13 protein-coding genes are annotated in these 18,147 nt (G+C 52.4%); 9 read left to right on the top strand and 4 right to left on the bottom strand.

Features of this window, described 5'->3' with window-relative positions:
• The first annotated feature begins 115 nt into the window (after nucleotides 1-115).
• Nucleotides 116-877 (top strand): response regulator, encoded by a 762-nt coding sequence (locus tag M0R70_09645; GenBank protein ID MCK9419628.1) that lies wholly within the window; start codon nucleotides 116-118, stop codon nucleotides 875-877.
• Here M0R70_09645 and M0R70_09650 read toward each other — a convergent pair.
• Nucleotides 874-2,262, bottom strand: coding sequence for a sigma-54 dependent transcriptional regulator (locus M0R70_09650; GenBank protein ID MCK9419629.1), 1,389 nt, complete (start codon nucleotides 2,260-2,262; stop codon nucleotides 874-876). The genes M0R70_09645 and M0R70_09650 overlap by 4 nt on opposite strands.
• Nucleotides 2,259-4,103, bottom strand: a complete 1,845-nt coding sequence (locus tag M0R70_09655; protein MCK9419630.1) for a PAS domain S-box protein — start codon at nucleotides 4,101-4,103, stop codon at nucleotides 2,259-2,261. The genes M0R70_09650 and M0R70_09655 overlap by 4 nt, the downstream gene beginning before the upstream one ends.
• 965 nt (nucleotides 4,104-5,068) lie before the next feature.
• On the opposite strand from M0R70_09655, the gene M0R70_09660 reads away from it, so the two are divergent.
• From M0R70_09660 to M0R70_09695, 8 genes are all read left to right on the top strand, one after another.
• On the top strand, nucleotides 5,069-6,424 hold the full coding sequence (locus M0R70_09660) for a cytochrome C (protein ID MCK9419631.1): 1,356 nt from the start codon (nucleotides 5,069-5,071) through the stop codon (nucleotides 6,422-6,424).
• 108 nt (nucleotides 6,425-6,532) lie between these two features.
• Nucleotides 6,533-7,060 (top strand): tetratricopeptide repeat protein, encoded by a 528-nt coding sequence (locus tag M0R70_09665; protein ID MCK9419632.1) that lies wholly within the window; start codon nucleotides 6,533-6,535, stop codon nucleotides 7,058-7,060.
• On the top strand, nucleotides 7,057-8,196 hold the full coding sequence (locus tag M0R70_09670; GenBank protein ID MCK9419633.1) for a redoxin domain-containing protein: 1,140 nt from the start codon (nucleotides 7,057-7,059) through the stop codon (nucleotides 8,194-8,196). Before M0R70_09665 ends, M0R70_09670 begins: the two co-directional genes overlap by 4 nt.
• Nucleotides 8,197-8,250: 54 nt before the next feature.
• Nucleotides 8,251-9,258, top strand: a complete 1,008-nt coding sequence (locus M0R70_09675; GenBank protein ID MCK9419634.1) for a hypothetical protein — start codon at nucleotides 8,251-8,253, stop codon at nucleotides 9,256-9,258.
• A 431-nt stretch (nucleotides 9,259-9,689) separates the two neighbouring features.
• Nucleotides 9,690-10,397, top strand: coding sequence for a methyltransferase domain-containing protein (locus tag M0R70_09680; GenBank protein MCK9419635.1), 708 nt, complete (start codon nucleotides 9,690-9,692; stop codon nucleotides 10,395-10,397).
• A gap of 246 nt (nucleotides 10,398-10,643) precedes the next feature.
• On the top strand, nucleotides 10,644-11,333 hold the full coding sequence (locus tag M0R70_09685) for a glycosyltransferase family 2 protein (protein ID MCK9419636.1): 690 nt from the start codon (nucleotides 10,644-10,646) through the stop codon (nucleotides 11,331-11,333).
• Between the two features lie 49 nt (nucleotides 11,334-11,382).
• Nucleotides 11,383-12,132, top strand: a complete 750-nt coding sequence (locus tag M0R70_09690) for a glycosyltransferase family 2 protein (GenBank protein MCK9419637.1) — start codon at nucleotides 11,383-11,385, stop codon at nucleotides 12,130-12,132.
• A 30-nt stretch (nucleotides 12,133-12,162) separates the two neighbouring features.
• Nucleotides 12,163-13,956 (top strand): tetratricopeptide repeat protein, encoded by a 1,794-nt coding sequence (locus M0R70_09695; GenBank protein MCK9419638.1) that lies wholly within the window; start codon nucleotides 12,163-12,165, stop codon nucleotides 13,954-13,956.
• Between the two features lie 176 nt (nucleotides 13,957-14,132).
• On the opposite strand, the gene M0R70_09700 is transcribed toward M0R70_09695, so the two are convergent.
• Both M0R70_09700 and M0R70_09705 read right to left on the bottom strand, forming a co-directional pair.
• On the bottom strand, nucleotides 14,133-15,887 hold the full coding sequence (locus M0R70_09700; protein MCK9419639.1) for a tetratricopeptide repeat protein: 1,755 nt from the start codon (nucleotides 15,885-15,887) through the stop codon (nucleotides 14,133-14,135).
• Between the two features lie 244 nt (nucleotides 15,888-16,131).
• Nucleotides 16,132-18,075: a hypothetical protein gene (locus M0R70_09705; protein ID MCK9419640.1), complete on the bottom strand. Its 1,944-nt coding sequence runs from the start codon at nucleotides 18,073-18,075 to the stop codon at nucleotides 16,132-16,134.
• Nucleotides 18,076-18,147: the final 72 nt, after the last annotated feature.

Genomic DNA, 18,147 nt, shown 5'->3' on the forward strand with positions numbered 1-18,147 from the left:
TATGCCACAGGCGGCATACTAGGGGTATATTTTTTGCAAATTAATGTATAAGTTTACTTTGCTCGGTACTCTGCACCCATCCGATCATTGGATAAACCGGGAGGAGCCCTGGTTCATGAAAAGAATATTGATCGTGGATGATGAAAATTTGATCCGGTATTCCCTTTCCGCTTCGCTCCGGCAGGACGACACCTATGTCAAGGACGTTGCATGCGGCAAAGACGCGCTTGACGAGATAGTCCATATCTTTTACAATCTGTGTTTTCTCGACGTTAACCTCCCTGACATAAACGGCCTGGACATCATGAAGATCATCAAAAGATTTTCGCCGGACACAAAGATCATTATTATGACCGCAGGGGCGGTTAATGAGCCTGCAATGCTGCAGTCCGTTCAGGCGAATGCGGACCTGCTCATTCCCAAACCCTTTGATCTGGACCGGATAAAACTGTTCGTGGATCGAACCCTCGGCCGGGGAATGTCCCTGCGACGGTCGGAAGAACAGTCTTGCAGCGGGAGCGAACACGAACCATTCGAAAACTGGATGGGGGAAGACAAGAGGTGGTTCAGAAGAAAGGCCGTCGAGAAAGGTCCCACTTGCTCCGTGGTCGCCGCAGAGACCGAACAGGGAGAAAAAAAATTAATCGCCAACATGCTCGATATCAGCGAGAACGGAATGTGCATCCGGACCGCGTACCGGCTCAAACCCGGACATCTCCTCAAATTCTATGACAATGCTGTTCCGCGTATGGGGGTCGTGCGGTGGAGCAAGGATGGGGAAGCCGCGGACTCGTATCGTGCAGGGATCCAGTTCATTATGCCGGAGGACCCGTCCCACCGCACCCTTCAGCAGGCGCAGGCCGGTGGCGTTGGTTAATCGAGTCCAAATTTCTTTACCTGGTACCGAAGGGTATCATAGCTGATCTGCAGAAGCTTGGCCGCCTGCGCCTTATTATTCTTTGTCCGTTCCAGCGCCTGGAGGATCAGGTCCTTTTCAACGTCGTCGAGCGAGATGCCGCTTTCGGGGAGCGTGAACTTCCCCCCGGGTGCATGGCCGATGACGCTTGACGGTCCCGTCAACCAGTGCGGCAGATGCTTCGGGAGGATCTCTTCCGCACTTTCCAGCACCACAAGCCTTTCCACCAGATTCCGAAGCTCCCGGATGTTGCCCGGCCAGAGGTACGCTCTCATGAGTTCGTCTGTTTCAGGAGAGAGTTTTTTCACGGTTTTCTTTTTAAATCGCGTGGCGAATTGCGAAAGATAGTAGTTGGCAAGGAGCGTAATGTCCTCTTTCCGCTCCCTGAGCGGGGGCACATGCAGATAGAACGTGTTCAACCGGTAGAATAGATCCATCCTGAAATCGCCCTTCTCTACCGCTTCCGCGAGGTTTCTGTTCGTTGTGGCGATGACCGTCACATCGATGGGGATCTCCTCGCTCCCGCCGATCGGCCGTACCATTCGATTCTCCAGCACCCGCAGGATCTTTCCCTGGAGGCTTTGCTTCATCTCGCCGACCTCATCGAGGAGGATCGATCCACCCTCCGCCATCTCAAACAGACCCTTCTTGTCCGACCGGGCATCGGTAAATGAGCCCTTTTCGTATCCGAAGAGCTCGCTCTCCATGAGGGTTTCAGGGAGGGCGGCGCAGTTCAGCTTGATGAAAGGAGAGAACCCGGGGCTGCCTTCATCGCGGATCAAGCGGTGCGCATACCGCGCGAACAGTTCCTTCCCGGTCCCGCTCTCCCCGGTGATGAGGAGGGTTGAGATCGATGCTTCAGCCATCATCTCGATCTTCGATTTTATTTCCTGAATTGCCGCCGACCCGCCGATGATCTCTTTTTCGATGACCTCTGACTGCACCTTTCTGAGATAATCGACCTCTTTTTTCAATTTCCCTTTTTCAATGATGTTATTGAGAACGATCGTTACTTCATCGACGTTAAACGGCTTCGTGAGATAATCGGCGGCGCCAAGCTTCATCGCCTTTACCGCGGTCTCCGCCGTGTCATCCGCTGTCAGCATGACAACCTGTGTCGTGATCGCCTGGTCGACAATGTCCTTCAGGACATCGATGCCGCTCTTGTCGGCAATCCGGATATCGAGGAGAACAATGGCGGGGTTCCAGGATTTGATCTTGCTCACAATGCCGTCCGCGCTGTTCGCGGTACGCACGTCGTATCCGCTGTTCTTCAACACCCGCGAGAGCATGGAGATGATAAGCTCATCATCATCAACGAGATAGATCTTCTGCTTGCTTTTCATGCCGTGTGCATCCTTTCTGACGGGGCAGCCGGGAGCGTTATTATGAACGTGGCCCCTCCGGCGGCGTTCTGCTCGATACCGATCTTCCCCCCGTGGTCTTCAACCAGCCGTTTTGAGATCGCGAGCCCCAGGCCCGTTCCCTTGGACTTGGTCGTGAAAAAAGGCTGGAAGAGCTTTCCCATCACCGCGGCGTCTATTCCCCTGCCGGTATCGGACAGTTCCACCCGAACGGACTGGGTCATTGCGTCAAACCGGGTCTTTATTCCCAGGTTGCCGCCGTTCTTCATCGCGTCAACGGCATTCAGGAGCAGGTTCATGAATACCTGCCGTAACTGCATCGGGTCAGCGCTGATCTCCGGCAGATTGCCGTCCAGGTCCCTCACCAGATCGATCGCAGTCGCGGCTCCCGGTGTACGGGGCTGATTTTGCAGCACCAGGCTTGCAACGGAGTCAAGAACGGCGTTCACATCCGTCTTGACGAATTGGGGCAGCGGCGGTCTGGCGAAATTGAGGAGGCCTTTTATCAACGATTCTATTCTTTTGATCTCATCGATCACCTTCGCGAGAAGGTCCTTGTCTTCTTCCGGCAGGTTCTTTTCCAGCGAGTGGGAAAGGACCTCGATCGACACCTTGATGCCGGCAAGGGGATTCTTGATCTCGTGTGCGAGCCCCGTTGCCAGCTCTCCCGCGCATTTGATCTGCTCGGTGCGCTGCAGAGCCTGCTCCATCTGCTTCCGTTCCGTGATGTCGCGGTCAAGCGCGAGAATATATCGGTGATTCCCGAATTCGAGCAGGCCGGCGCTTATTTCAACGGGGAAAACAGTGCCGTCCTTCTTGATATGGTTGATCTCGGTCTTGATCCACTCTCCGTTGAACATACGCAGTAACCGTTCCGGCACCCGTGCCGCGTCTTCAGGCGCGTCAAGGTCCCGTATGTTCAAGGCAAGCAGCTCATCATGCGAATATCCATGCATCGCCACAGCCGCCTGATTTGCGGCCACGATGGCGCCCGCCGCGTCTCCCTCGGCATCAAGGATGAAAATCGCGTCTCCGGCGCTTTCGAACAGCAGGCGGTAACGGATTTCGCTCTCTTCTATTTTTTTTACCTGTTCTTTCAGCGAGCCGGCCATCACATTGAATCCGATCGCCAGTTCACCAAACTCATCATGAAGCCCTTTGATGCGGTACTCCAGATCACCCGCCTTCAATTTTCTCGTCGCCGCGAGGAGGACGCCGATCGGACCGGTAACTCCCCTGATAACCGTGAAGGCCAGTATCGCGATCAGCAGAGGGCCGGCTGCAACGAGCGTGAGCAGGAAGGTCCTCGTGTGGTGCACTTCCTGCAGGGCTTCCTCCGTCCGCTCGTGCAGCTTCTTCGTGGTCAGGACGATCATGGTGTTGAGCTTGCCGACGAGAGAATCCCCGATGATGTGCGCGTATTCCTGTTCCGCGCGAAACCGGACGGTATTCACCTTGAGGTCCAATAACGTGCTTAAGGCCTCGCCATATTGATCGACCTGATTGCGAAGATCGAGGAGCCGCTCGGTCACGATCTCCGAATGGTGACACTCGAAACACGCGTGCATCGTATTTTTCATACCATGAACATGACTCATGACCGCATCGGCACTCTCCTCGTGCGTCGTGCCTTGTGAATATACATCCGCCTGCACCTCTCGCATATTCAGCAAGAGGTGCTCCCTCAGGATCTCGATCTGATGAAACATGATTATGTTATCGAACCGTGATGCGTTGGCATCGATCGCCCTGATGAGATAGATCCCGCCGAGAAAAAAGAACAGGCAGACGATGCTCAGGACTATGATGATCTTTTTTTTCATCGTAAAGGGGGAACGTTACCGCGTGCCATAGCGGGGAGCGTACACTGCCGACATCGTACCGCTACTCTGGTGTTTCGAGCCGTTCGATTTTTGTGCGAATGCCTCACCCGCTAAAATAAGGTTTTAGATCGACGAACTGAATCGGAGGATCCTTTGTTGAATTTCAACCGGGATATTCTTTGATGCTGGATTGTATAACCGATTGATTATATTAACCCAGATGATATCTTCTGTCAATATATCAAAAAATCGACCGGTTTTGAACGTGTTGTCCGGAGATGTTTTCCAAGGGAACATTAGTTAGGTTTTCTGGTTATTTCACCGGCAAGCGCCGGGAATTTGCCCATGTTATCAGCGTAAGAATGGTCATGAATGAGTTTGCAGACAAATCGTTCATGGGCAGTAACGTTGCTTCTCTTGAACAATATCTCCAAAGTACAGAGAGAGTTAAATCTCAATCGCTTTTGATCAAAGGTAAGCAAATACATTGCAGAACAAAGCCGATGTTTTCCAATTATTGTCAGGTTGTTGAAAAAGGCCGTGGTGACCGATCAATTCGTTATGCTCGTGCAAACGGGCATCCAGTAACATGCTGAGACGCCGGGTGTCCGCTGGAGGTTACCCCGTTCTTGATACGGGGCGGGAACGACGGGTATCGGCCAAAAAAGTTATTCAGCAGCCTATTCAGCAACCTGTTGTTATTTGGCACGCCTATTGCTATAATAGCTGCGGATTAACATTGATGTTTTTTTATGCTTGGTTCTGAACGTGGTTTTCTCATTCCCACGTGGAAGAAAAACAGAGACCTATCGTGCTGGTTATGATGCTTTGCGCCCTGTTCGGTTTGTTGTCTTGAGTGTCGATGAATTCACGGCTTGTTTCAGGAACTCGCGCTCAGCGCCACTCTCCACGGCGTACTGGAATGCAGATTCGTTCGAATGTTTTATTGAGGAGGATATTGCTCTGTGGAGAAAAAACTTTTATTTTTTGCAGCCTTCGTGATTTTTCTATTTTTGCTTCTGACGCAGCGTCATGATGGCCGCGCCTTTGGCGCGGGAAATGACACCAAGGAGTCCTGTGTAACCGCAAAATGTCACGCCACCATGGGGAAGGATAAGTTCGTCCATGGACCCGTAGCAGGGGGTGAATGTGATTCCTGTCATAAGAAGACAGGCAAGCATGCGTTTGCACCGATAACCAATGTCGGCAAGCTCTGTTACGAGTGCCACGAACAAATGACAGGACAAAAGGTCGTCCATTCTCCAGTAAAGGAAGGGAAGTGCACCAAGTGCCATGATCCGCATCAATCCCCGAACAAATTCCAACTTCGCGCCGCTGGAGGCGACCTCTGCTTTCGTTGCCATGACAAAGCCATGGCAGGCGGCAAATTTGTCCACGGCCCGGTTGCCGCGGGAAGCTGCGGCACCTGCCACGCCCCCCACCAGAGTGATAATCCAAAGCTTCTTATGGCGAAAGGGAACGATGTCTGCTTCACCTGCCACACGGACAAAGCCGATGCCGCCAAGAGCGCAAAGTTTACTCACGCCCCGGTGCAGGAGGCTTGTATAAACTGCCATAGTCCCCACAGCGGGAACTTCCAGTACAACTTGAAGGCGGATGGAAATCGCGATCTCTGTTACACCTGTCACGCGGACAAGCAGCAGGACATCAAGGAGGCGACCACGCCTCATAAAGCGCTCGATCAGGAACGAAAGTGCCTCACCTGCCATGACCCGCACTTTTCAAACTACGTTAAGCAGCTGATAAAACAACCGGTGGATCTCTGCTTAAGCTGCCATGATCGGGAGTATAGCGGTCAGAACGGCACGATCGCGAACATAAAGGCGACTCTGGCGAACAATTCCGACCACCACGGACCCATTAAACAGGGCGATTGCTCGGGCTGTCATAACCCCCATGGATCCAGGAACTTCAGGATACTGCGCGAGAATTTCCCGGAACTCTTCTACGCGGGCTATAACCCGGATAATTATAAGCTTTGTTTCATGTGTCATGAAAAGTCCATTGCCAAAGATGAAACAACCAAAACACTGACGAATTTCAGAAACGGCGACAGGAACCTGCATTTTGTCCATGTCAATAAATTTGTGAAAGGACGTACGTGCCGGGCGTGCCACGACGCGCATGCTACGAACAACCCCAAACATATTCGCGACAAGGTGCCCTTTGCAAAATGGCAGCTCCCGATAGGATTTACGAAAACGAAAACCGGCGGAACCTGTCTGCCGGGTTGCCATCAGCGGTTCAGCTATGACAGGGACAAGGCGGTCGTGAATAAGCCGGCGGCGGTTGCGCGCTGATACAAATGAAAGGTTACTACTCAGGTTCAAAGTTCATGGTTCACGGTTGGAAAGCGATGAAGATTGATGCGTTCGTATTCGTTGATTTTAATGTGAACAGGAGAGCGGATGTCACTCATTGACCGGAAATCGTCATTCTCTTTCAGTATACTCGCATTGCTGGCCTCGCTGCTGCTTGTGTACTCTTCTGCGCGGGGAGATGACAGCGTGAAAGCGATGAAGGAAGCAGTGGCGACACAACCTGCCACGACCATTGAACATGCCGGCAACCTCGATGGGGAGATCGCGGCAGCCAGGATGAGAGTCAAGGAGGACCCGTCCAATGCGTCAGTCCACGTCGGGCTGGCCGTTCTCCTGGTCAAGAAAGGTGCACTCGACGAAGCCATGTTTTCGTTTGACGAGGCACTGAAGCTCAATCCACACGCGCATGAAGCAAAAACCGGACGAGGGATCGTCCTGGCGCGGCGAGGAAACCTTCAGGAAGCCGAAGCAGTGCTGAAGGATGCTCTGATTCTGAATCCGAACCCGGTAAGGACCCACTATGAACTCGGCCTGGTCTATGAGAAGCTCGGCGACCTGGAAAAGGCGGTAGCGGAGTTCAAAGAGGGGATCAGGAAGCACGAGCAGGGACGATGAGCAATCAGGGGAGATCGGTTGCCGCCATGGTTTCGCGGATGAATCGCATAGTGTTGTTCACCGTCCTCATGTTCTACGGGGTACTCTCGTTTGCCCCTGCCGCGGCCACGCTGCAGACTCTGCAAACAGGAATGGAGGCGCCTGATTTTTCCCTCAAAACCATCGCCGATGAAACAAAAACATTTGAAGCGGTCAAAGGCGAGAAACTCACCGTGCTCGTTTTCTGGTCAACGTGGAGCACAAAATCTGAAAAAATCCTGAAGCGGATGCAACAGCTCCATGAGAGATACAAGGGGCAGGGGCTTTCGATCATTGCGGTGAACGTCGACGATCAACAGCTTTCCACCGAGACGCTGGCGGAGATCCGGACCGTTTCGGAAAAGCTGAAAATCAGTTTCCCCATGCTGGTAGACCACGGCCTCGTCGCGTTCCATGATTACGGAGTGATCGCCCTCCCCTCAACAGTGATCATGGACAAGGACCGGATGATCAAAGACGAGCTTTCGGGATATCCCCTTGTCGGGTCCGAAGCCATGGTGGATTTTATCATCTCGACCATCGAAGGGAAGAAAATAGCGGTCGTCGAGGGGAAGGTGCGTTACCAGCCGAACAAGAATGCCCTTCGTTTCTACAATATGGGAAAGACCACCCTGAGATCGAAGCGCATGGCCGAGACTGCCGAGATGTGGTTCAAAAAGGCCATCGAGGCGGACACCGCGTTTGTGCTCCCCCATCTGAGTCTCGGCAAGATGTACCTCCAGCGGGGAGACACGGCACTGGCTCGGGCCGAGTACAAAGAGGCGCTTGCCAGGGCGCCGGAACATCCCATCGCTCTTTGTGAATTGGGCTTGATCCTGATCAATGAGGGCAAGGCGAAGGAAGGCGCGGCACTGTTCGATGCTGCCCGGAAGGTGGAAGAGTCCTACACCCCCTGTTACTACTATGCCGGATACGCCCACGGAAAAGAGGGCAGGATGGAAGATGCCCTGAAGCTGTTCAATGAAGCGAAAAAATTAAATCCGTTCGATTATAATATCTTTGTTTATCAGGGAAAGGTTTTTCAGGCGCAGAAGGACCGGGAAAAGGCCTTTGACGCCTATAAAAAAGCGTTGGAAATTATTTTACACCTCGACTAAGCGCTTTGCTCGGCCCTCTCAAACCCATCACCCCTGCCCACTGAAGAGAATGGCATGAAATACTTTTTACTCATATCGGCTGTTTGCGCCGCACTGTTTTCCTCCTCCCCCGGGTGGGCGGCTTCTCCCGGGAAGGCTGCCGTCGATGGTCTCGTTATTACGCAGCCGCCTGAGAGGTCAATTGTGCAGAGCGGGCTGCTCATCGTTGCCCTGAAAGGCCCGCCGGGTCTTGTTGACGAAATACAAATCTCGGTCAACAGCACGAAACAGGTCCTTGCCCCAAAAAAGTTTAAGCAGGAAATTGTCTGTTACGACGGGATCCGTCTCTCGTACGGGCTGAACACGGTGAAGATTTCGGGCTTTAAAAACAATAAAATAATCGAAGAAATAACGAGGCAGGTTTTTTATCAGGACGATCTTTCAACGGGCTCCATCAGCATCCCCGCCGGATTCAAGCCATATCGATTCCATATCGATGAGAATGAAAAGCAATGTTCCTCCTGTCATGGATTGGATTTCCGCAAGGCCGAGGACCCGCAGAACCCCCTTCAGTCTCCCTGCTACCGGTGCCATAAAAAAATGTTGAGCGAATACAGCTTCACCCACGGCCCGTCGGCCGTGTGGTCATGCCTCATGTGCCACGACGGAAAAGCAAAAAAACCGAAATTGACTGTCGCTGCGCCCGTTGCACCGATCTGCGGGGGCTGTCATGAAATCAGCTGGGACAAAATGAAGTACCAGCATGCTCCCACAGCAGCCGGCGCTTGTACGACGTGCCATAACCCTCACGCGGAAAACAGACAGTATTTTCTGAGAGAGGAAACCGGGGACCTGTGCGCATCGTGCCATGAGGAAATACTGCATAAACCTCATGTCATCGAAGGTTTTTCAGGAAATGCCGGGCATCCCCTAAAGCGAAGTCCCAATCCGTTCGACCGCACCAAAGATTTTAACTGCGCGTCCTGCCATAACCCGCATGCCAGCAAGTCCCCGGTATTTGTCGAAGCCTTTGACGAAACGAAGTCCATAAAAAAATTCTGCACGACCTGTCATAAATTTTAGCGGTCGTCTATCAGGGCGATAGGATATTTGTAACTACCCAGGTTGATAGGCTGATTGAAGGACGAAGGGTTTTAGAGGAATTCAAATAGATACGCTTCAGCCCTCAGCCTAAATACCTGAGGGGAACGGTGTCGGTTCAGCAAATTGACAAACAGGTGATTTTGGCATCGCCGATGGATATACGGCATTATCGTGTTTCGCTCGTGCAAGGACCCTTGGGAAATCATTCGCTTTCTGCTATTCGCTTATCTGCTATTGCAAGGGGTGTGCTTATTTGTTATAATTCGGTTCCCTTGTTGGCAATGCAGTAACCCGTTATTTTCCATAGGATGCTGCTGGTTCACCCTCCCCTTTGCTCCCCTCCCCTCATCAGGGAAGGGGGCAGATACGAGAACATTATTGGAGCCATGACTTTGTTGACCTCTTCTCAGATGACACCGCCCGCTTCACCAAATAGATTTGACGACTTCTTTCGAGATAAGGCATATCTCTCGCTTAAAACCAGTCTGTTTAATTACCGGTTCCGAAAGTGGAAGATAGTGAAGCATGTGCCTGCGTCAGGGAGTATTCTTGATATCGGATCAGGGACCGCTCCAGTCAGTCCGGATCTGCACAGGACGGTAGTGGCGGACGTCTCGGAGGAAGCAATGAGGAATGTTGAGTGCGCGTCGAAAGTAGTAACGTCAATTACCGCGATGTCATTCGAAACGGCCTCTTTTGATTGCATCGTTTGTTCCGAGGTTTTGGAACACATCCCGGATGATGCGAAGGCAGCATCAGAGTTGCGGAGGGTGTTAAAACCCGGCGGCGTGCTGGTGGCAACGGTGCCGTTTCAGAAGCATTTCTGGGCCGAGGACGATGAGTATGTTGGCCATATACGACGATATGATCCGGGAGAGCTTGAGCAAAAGCTCAAAGCCAATGGATTTCACAACATCAAAACCTATAAGCTCTCCGGGACCATAGAACGATGGTTAACGAGATGGAGTCTTCGGTCCTATCAAAAAGGAGGAGCCTTAGCCAAACTTCCCCTCGGGCTTCTCCGCATGGCGAATACCGCCCTGTTTCTGCTCCTGATCCTGACCGAAGCGTTCATAAGCTGGAAACGAACGACGCGCATACTCGTTGTAGCAAGTTAGCATGCAGGGCGGAAAAACAGCAAGCGGCGCTGAGCGGGCGTATTCGGCAAAATGGTGTGGATGAGGTGGTGCGGATCGATGGTGCAAGCGGAGAAGACGCCTCAGGCGTGGGCCATTACCGCCTTCTCACATGACCAGCCCTGCCAGGTTATCATTGCTTTCAAGACCAGTATATTGTAAAACAGTCCTTTGCACCCCAATACGGCAAACAAGGATCTGCGTGTGAACATGCCCATCAACAACGCAATGAAGATCAGCATCGTCATCCCCTGTTATAATGAAAAAAACACGATCGCGGAAATTATCCGTGCTGTCCGTTCATCTCCCGTTGAACATCAGGAGATCATCATCGTTGATGACTGTTCGACAGACGGCACAAAAGACCTGCTCGCATCCACCATTGCGCCCCTCGTTGATAAAGTGATCTATCATGAATACAATCAGGGCAAAGGCGCCGCACTGCGCACCGGCATTGCGGCGGCAACCGGGGACATCCTCATCATTCAGGATGCCGATCTTGAATATGATCCGCAGGAATACCCCCTGCTGCTGGAGCCGATCCTTGCGGGCAAGGCCGATGTGGTCTTTGGCTCGCGATTCATGGGAAGCAGGCCGCATCGCGTTGTGTATTACTGGCACTCCCTGGGCAACTGGGTACTTACGACGCTGTCGAACATGTTTACGAATATCAACCTGACGGACATGGAGACCTGCTACAAGGCCTTCAGGCGGGAGGTCATTCAAAACATTTCAATCGAGGAGGACCGCTTCGGATTCGAGCCTGAAATAACGGCAAAGGTCGCGAAGATGGGCTGCCGGATCTATGAAGTGGGCATCTCCTATTATGGAAGAAACTACGCGGAAGGTAAAAAGATCGGATGGAAAGACGGGGTGCGCGCCATTTACTGCATTCTGAAGTATAACCTCTTTCGGTAGCCATCCTGAAGTCCATGTTCCCATAAACAAATGAGCGCAAGGAGGAGCAATGCTCCATCAGAAAAAAATCATCGTGGTCATGCCCGCATATAACGCCGCAAAAACCCTTGAAGCGACCTACCGCGAGATCCCGCATGATATCGTGGACGAGGTGATCCTGGTCGATGACGCAAGCAGGGACGATACCGCGATAAAGGCAACGGAACTCGGCATCCATACGATCATCCATTCCGAGAATCGCGGATACGGCGGCAACCAGAAGACCTGTTATCGGGAGGCATTGTCAAAAGGGGCGGATGTGGTGGTTATGGTCCACCCCGATTACCAGTATTCTCCCCGTCTGATCACGGCAATGGCATCCATGGTCATTTCGGAGCATTATGATGTCGTGCTGGGCTCGCGGGTCCTCGGCGGCAGCGCGTTGAAAGGCGGGATGCCCTTGTACAAGTATATTGCGAACCGGTTTCTTACGCTTGCGGAGAATATGGCGCTCGGCGTGAAGTTGTCGGAATATCATACCGGGTTCCGGGCGTTCAGCCGCAAGGTGCTCGAAACGCTTCCTCTTGAGGAGAATTCTGATGATTTTGTGTTTGACAACGAAATGCTCGCCCAGGCCGTGTATTTTGGTTTTCGCATTGGTGAGATAAGCTGCCCGACGAGATATTTCGAGGACGCATCCTCGATCAATTTCAGGAGGAGCGTCAAATACGGATTTGGCGTACTCGGGACGTCATTGAAGTATTTGCTGCAGAAGTGGGGCATGATAAAATCCCCCATCTTCTCTACAAAGGGGAAATAGCTGTTCAATCCACGGTGCTTTGAGGACGTTGTGTCGAGCAAAAAAGTCCAGTACTATCTTGCCGGTTTCGTCGCCCTGCTGACGTTTCTTGTCTATCTTCCTGCTCTTCGAAATGAGTTCATCGAACTGGATGACGCTGTGTACGTTCTGGATAATCCGCACATCCGGTCGTTCAGTCGAGATCTGTTCCAGTGGGCATTCTTTCAGTTTTATGCAGCCAACTGGCACCCACTCGCCTGGATATCCCATGCTGCGGATTACGCCCTGTGGGGCCTGAACCCTCTGGGGCATCATCTTACCAGCATCATTCTCCATGCAATCAACACCGCACTCGTCGTATTGCTTGCCGCGAAGCTGCTTGAAACTGCCGGCGAAAGGTCCTCGCTGCATTCGCCCGCCTCGTTTCTGAATGGCCGGACAATCCTCATTACCGCTGGTGTGACGGGCCTCTTGTTCGGTCTCCATCCTGTGCACGTGGAGTCCGTGGCCTGGGTGGCGGAGCGGAAGGACCTGCTGTGCGCCCTGTTTTTTCTGCTGAGCATGATCATGTATGTGAAAGCAGTGCGGCGCATGGAGGCCGGGGCAGAGAGGAAAAGAGTCCCGACAGGAGCTCTGCTCTCTGCGCTTTGCTTTTTTATCCTTGCCCTCATGAGCAAACCCATGGCAGTGACCCTGCCTGTGGTCCTGCTGATCCTGGACTGGTATCCTTTGAATCGGATCCAATCGTTCAAAACCTTGTGGGAGGCAAGCGTAGAGAAGGCCCCGTTCCTTGTCTTGAGTCTCTTGTCATCGATCGTGACGATGCTGGCTCAGCAAACAGGAGGGGCGATGAAGATGATGGCGATCGCCCCGCTGTCAACACGAATCCTCGTTGCAGTGCAATCCCTCGTCGCGTACCTCGGGAAGCTGTTTTTGCCGCTGAACTTGATCCCCTTTTATCCTTATCCCAGGGACCCATCCCTGTACTCCTTCGAGTATGCATCAACGATCATCATGGCAATTGGGATCACGGTGGCGTGCATCGTCATGGTGAGGAAGCGGAAGATTTGGCTGTCAGCCTGGGGATACTATGTCATAACGCTCGTTCCTGTCCTGGGTCTTGTTCAGGTCGGAGAGCAATCCATGGCGGACCGTTATACCTATCTGCCCAGCCTGGGGCCATTTCTTATTGCCGGGATGGGAGCAGCATATCTTGCGCAAAAATTTCGGCACTCCAAACGAGGAGATACTCTCTCCTCGTTTCTGACTTTGGTCTTGACGCTTTCGATGGCGATTGTCCTCTCCTATGCAACTGTCCGTCAAGCGGGTCTCTGGAGGAATGGCATTACCCTCTGGAGTTCCGTCATTGAGCGGGAACCGACACAGGTGCCCTTTGCCTATCGTCTCCGCGGCCAGGCTTTTGGAAAAGCAGGTCAGTTCGACAGGGCGGCTGCGGATTACAGCAAGGCAATTGCCTTGAACCCCGGGTTCATTGAAACCTATAATGATCTGGGCATGCTCTATGGGAAGGCCGGTCTCTATGAGCAGGCGATAGCGGTCTTCAGCAGGTCGATCTCCCTTGGTCCCGGTCATGCCAAATCGTACAATAATCGGGGTCGTACTTATTTTCACCTTGGTCAATATGGCGAGGCCCTGGATGATCTGAACAGGGCGATCGCGTTAGATGATACATTCGATGTCGCTTATATTAATCGTGGAGAACTGTATTATCGAACCGGTAAAACAGCACAGGCAGATGCGGATTTTCAGAAAGCATGCGATCTCGGAAACGAAATCGGGTGCACGGCATTGCATCAACTCAGACAAGAATCAAATCCCGAATAGCGTGACGCCCTCCGCATAAGATCCATGCGGAAGATCCCTGCTCAGTTAAATCGGAACGTTGGCCGACTTGAGATGCGCTGGCTTGTGGGGGAAGTCCAAGCGAAGGACGTAAAAGAATACGGCTGCGTTCAGCATCTCGCCGATCAGGATACTCCGCCGATCAAACAGACCCTTCCTCACCTGGGAAATTCTGCGAGCGCCTTCTCCAGACTGATCCTGATCTCCGGATCAGAGGGATTCAGCCGCAATGCCTCGGAATAGTATTTGATGGCTTCTTGTGTTTTCCCTGCCGTTGTTAAAGCGAGCCCCAGATTGTAATGGGCGTCCCCGAGACCAGGGTCGAGCTGCACGGCTTGTGAGAAATGCTGTATGGCTTCTCCGGCAGATCCCCGTCTGATCAGCGTAATTCCGAGATTATTGTGAACGCGTGCATTCCCCGGGTCAAGCTGCAGTGATTTCCCATAATATGCGACAGCATCATCCAGCCTTCCAACAATATCAAAATCCGTCGCCATTTTATCGTATACAAAGGCCTCATCAGGTTTGATCCGTAAGGCCTCGCCATATTGGCGCATTGCTTCACCGTACCTGCCTTGTTTATCAAACGCATCGCCCAGGTTCGTATGAGCAACATAGTTGTTCTCAGTCACCGCGACGGTATGGGTGAACAGGGCAATGCTGTTTTCCCAGTACTTCAGCTGAATTCGTGCTGAGATCGCGAGCAACAGGACAAGCACACAACTGGCGGCCGTCATAAGCATGGTTCGATGGCGCACGCTCGAGGTCGTCTCCGCCGCGCCCCATACCAGCAGGATCGCGAGTCCGATCGATGGAATATAGGTATACCGGTCAGCCATTGCCTGCAGCCCGACCTGGATCAATCCGATCACCGGGACAAGAGATCCCACAAACCAAAACCAACCCGTCAGTAAAAATGGATAACGGCGGGCGAACCATATACATGCCACTGATATGCCCGCCAGAAAAACAAAAGCAAGAATGGCGTGAGTTACGAGAATATGGCCTGGCAGCGGGTAGAGCACCGCAAGATCCAGAGGCCGGAAGGTCTTCCCCAGGTAGTTCATATAGGCCAGGAACGCGTTGGAGATCCGCTGCATCACCGGATACGCCGGCAGAGACAGAAGCGCTTTTGCATCCTTCTGAGCATAGACCGCGATGCCGGAAAAGACTGCTGAAAGGAGAAGGAGCGGCACCTTTTCAGAAAAAAGCCTCACAATGGATGCCCTGGTTGCAAGGGCATATGCCGGCTTGCCGGAACCGTGTGGCAATGGTTTGTGCTGCCCTGCATCAAATCGGCAAAAAGGCCAGTAGTCAAGCAGGAGCAGAAGAAACGGAAGGGTCACGAGCATGGGCTTTGCCATCAAGCCAAGCGCAAAGGATACCATGATCACAAGATATCGCATGATGCTTTGTCGTTCAACATAGAATGCGTACGCGAGAAGTGTTGTCATGAAGAAAAAAGCGCTCAAAACATCCTTGCGTTCTGAAACCCAGGCGACCGATTCCACCCGAAGCGGATGAAGAGAAAAGATGAGCGCAACCAGGACACTGCGCCAAACGGCGCCTGTTGTCCTGTTCAGGAAAATAAAGAGGAGAAGAGTGGTCAGACCGTGAAGAATGACACTGGTGAGATGGTGCCCTCTCGGATTCAGTCCGTAGAGATGCATATCCGCCATGTGAGACAACCACGTCACCGGATTCCAGTTTCCCATGAGTGTTGTCGTGAAGGCCCATCGAAGGTTCTCGTATGTAAATCCGGTCCGGACGTGAGCATTGCCGGTGACATAGGCAGGATCGTCGTAGTTGATGAATTCATGATTGACGGCAGGCCAATACACGGCAACCGTCGTGGCGAACAGAAGCAGTGCGATAATTATAAATTTTGTTTTATCAGTCCGCATAGCGTTCATGGCAAAGCATGTCCAAAATAAGAGTAACTACTCAGGTTGGTTGCGGAGCGCAGTCGCAACAAGAGCGCGACTGCCCACCCTCTCGGTTACCCGATAAATCCCGGTGGCGCGTGCGAAGCGAAAGCGCCGGGAATGCCGTTAATGCCAGGGAAATCGACATCCCCTGCGCTCCTTGCGACGAAGCGAAGCAATCGACCTGAGTAGTTACAAATAAGAACTGAATCCCGGTTTGAGTTCGAAGTCTTCATAGAACAAAGTATGAACAATAGGCCGAAACAGCCCAGCACACGAGGCAGCCGTTGATTGCCGCCCGCAGCAGCTTGTTTCTTGAAAGAATCTCGAGGCCCGTTACGCATAATATCGCATAGCAAGGGATGAGACCGAGCGTGTACGTCGCTTTTGCGGTACTCCAAATCGGCACGGTAACGTACATATACAGCAGCGCGGCAACATAAATCCCCATGCACAATACTGAAAAAAGCTGCGCTCGATAAGCCCTGTCCGAAGGTTTGGCCAGGGTGGTCAGAATGCCTGCGAGTATACCCGCTGTCGGTACCAGAGAGATCAGAGACCCCGAGATCATAAAATTATAATTCCATGGGGGACGGTATATATATACACCGATACCGCTCAGACCTCCATCCAGCCAGAGGGTGGAATACAATGAGTCCCAGAATCCATGCACTGCTGAATAAATCGGAGCGGATAGCGATCGCCCAAAGACGAAGAAATCACCAACTGTCCGATAACCCGGGTCCTGCCACCAGGCCGAAGACTCCCATCCCCCCACAAAAGGTCTGCCGAGCTCTATCCAGTTCCGGATGTAATACCAGCCTGATAGAGCAAAAATAATTCCCGTGACCAGCAATACCCTCACTGTTATGTATCTTATGGACTGTTGTCTTTTGTGCAGTACGTAAATTACGAGCATGACGGCCGGAGGGACGAGCAGAACGGCGGTCACTTTCGTTAAGAGGGAGAGACCCAACGCCGTCCCCAGAAAGAGAAAGTACCTTTCAGGAATGATCTCCTGTTCGGAGGTAATCAGGAAAATTCCGACAACGACCGCGCATGCTGAAAGAAGCCCCGACAAGGGTTCATTTCCCACGACCTGCGAAATATACAGATTCATCGGGAGAAGCCCCCCGACAATAGTCCCCCATATCTGAAGGTCCCGTCGGTTCGGGAATACGTACCGTGTTGCCCGATAAGCCAGCTCGACCTGCAGTAAGCCGCAGAGCAAGGGAATGATCCTGAGCAACAGCATAGCGGTAGGGATTTCAAACCAATGTGATAGAGGGAACTGCCAGGCCAATGCCGAGAGAATGTAATAAAGAGGAGACTGAAACATTTGCCAGCCTTGCGTGGCAAGGGGAACCCTCCCGGTATTAGCGACGTATTCGATGTATTCATAATGCTCTTGCACGTCCATTCCGGTTTCTATGGGAAGTTTGAGAATATTATTGACTGCAAGGATTGCCCAAAGTGCCAGAAGAAGCCAACGTATGTGGGAAGAGGTTGGGCTGAACTTTTCTATCGTTTTTCTCGCTTCCCTCGGCGAAGAGGCAATGAGGGTCAGGAAAAAGACCCCAAGAAAGATGGGTACGTAAAGTAGTAAGAGAGAAATAAAAGCCCTCCCGGAACCATGAAAATGTTCAGCCAGCTCCGGGTTCTTGTTCATGTCAGCGGGCACAGCCCCGGTCCACAACAGCTCATCATAGCTTGCTTCCCACTCGGGCCCGGTAGCCAGCTTGAGCGTTGGGATGTACGCAAGCAAGACCGCCGGTCCGTTCTTGTTAAAAACTCTTATGAAAATTTCATGCATCCCCGGACCGAGGATGCCGGTAAGATCGAATATCCGGGCATTCTTCCATCGGCCAAGGTCGGACTCCACCGGCTGGATACGTTTGCCGTCCAGATATGCTTCCGGATCCCCTAAAGCGCGGATGGTGAGCCTTGTTGCTGAAGGCGCTTGATCGACGCTAAAACGCTTCCGGTATGATACGTGTTCTCCCTCCCGCTGTGCCTCCATGGCGAACGGCCTGTCGATATATATCCAGGCCGCGCCTTGCTCCGAAAAAAGAAGCGGGGAATCGCCGCCTTTCGTCATGAGAAAGAAACCCGCGATGATGACGAGGAGTGCCATAACCAGGCCGGGCAGCAGGATTTTTTTGTTCGGAAATTTCATGTTCGATTTCGTTTCAGGCAAAGGTACCATCACTGTGTTAGAATTATCGTTCAGCGGTGTTGTTCACGAATG

Source organism: Nitrospirota bacterium (assembly GCA_023229435.1).
Taxonomy (GTDB): Bacteria; Nitrospirota; UBA9217; order UBA9217; family UBA9217; genus JALNZF01.

Excerpts from the sequence above, each read along its gene's own strand:
- M0R70_09645 (MCK9419628.1), top strand. The coding sequence starts at position 116 with ATGAAAAGAATATTGATCGTGGATGATGAAAATTTGATCCGGTATTCC.
- M0R70_09650 (MCK9419629.1), bottom strand. The coding sequence starts at position 2,262 with ATGAAAAGCAAGCAGAAGATCTATCTCGTTGATGATGATGAGCTTATC.
- M0R70_09655 (MCK9419630.1), bottom strand. The coding sequence starts at position 4,103 with ATGAAAAAAAAGATCATCATAGTCCTGAGCATCGTCTGCCTGTTCTTT.
- M0R70_09665 (MCK9419632.1), top strand. The coding sequence starts at position 6,533 with ATGTCACTCATTGACCGGAAATCGTCATTCTCTTTCAGTATACTCGCA.
- M0R70_09670 (MCK9419633.1), top strand. The coding sequence starts at position 7,057 with ATGAGCAATCAGGGGAGATCGGTTGCCGCCATGGTTTCGCGGATGAAT.
- M0R70_09675 (MCK9419634.1), top strand. The coding sequence starts at position 8,251 with ATGAAATACTTTTTACTCATATCGGCTGTTTGCGCCGCACTGTTTTCC.
- M0R70_09680 (MCK9419635.1), top strand. The coding sequence starts at position 9,690 with ATGACACCGCCCGCTTCACCAAATAGATTTGACGACTTCTTTCGAGAT.
- M0R70_09685 (MCK9419636.1), top strand. The coding sequence starts at position 10,644 with ATGAAGATCAGCATCGTCATCCCCTGTTATAATGAAAAAAACACGATC.
- M0R70_09690 (MCK9419637.1), top strand. The coding sequence starts at position 11,383 with ATGCTCCATCAGAAAAAAATCATCGTGGTCATGCCCGCATATAACGCC.
- M0R70_09700 (MCK9419639.1), bottom strand. The coding sequence starts at position 15,887 with ATGAACGCTATGCGGACTGATAAAACAAAATTTATAATTATCGCACTG.
- M0R70_09705 (MCK9419640.1), bottom strand. The coding sequence starts at position 18,075 with ATGAAATTTCCGAACAAAAAAATCCTGCTGCCCGGCCTGGTTATGGCA.